Source organism: Alcanivorax sp. HI0083, from assembly GCF_001635175.1.
In genome coordinates this window covers 1-430 of the sequence record NZ_LWFX01000657.1, presented here as the reverse complement: position 1 = coordinate 430, position 430 = coordinate 1, and the positions used below count along the sequence as shown (strand labels likewise).

General features: G+C 56.0%; 1 protein-coding gene. It reads left to right on the top strand.

What is annotated here, in order from left to right; genetic code table 11:
* Nucleotides 1-430, top strand: a 430-nt coding sequence (locus A3754_RS06520) for a fatty acid desaturase (RefSeq protein WP_197468521.1), incomplete at both ends; no start/stop codon positions are given.

Here is a 430-nt window from a genome sequence, read left to right as displayed (position 1 = left end):
GCTTTGCCAACGAAGAAAACGACCCGGACCACTGGATGGCCAGCAGCCTGTGGACCATGCCGTTATGGGGTCTCTGGCCTTACTTTTATCTGTACACCTTCCTGCGCAATCCGGCGCTTTTCCCCAATGTGAAGGTGTCCGAAATCGTCCGTGAAATTGTGGTGGCCGCCTTGATTATTGGCGCCCTGTGGTTGTGGGCGCCGTTCTACATGCTGATGCTATGGCTGATTCCCACCTATTTCGCCTTCTTCCTCATGTGCCTGGTCTTCATGGTGCTGCCCCACTATCCACATACCGGCCGCCAGGATGAGGACCCCAACACCACCGCCCTGATGCGCATGGGCCAGGAATGGTTACTGACACCACTGCTCATGTATCAGAACTACCATCTGGTCCATCACCTCTACCCCACCGTGCCGTTCTACCGCTA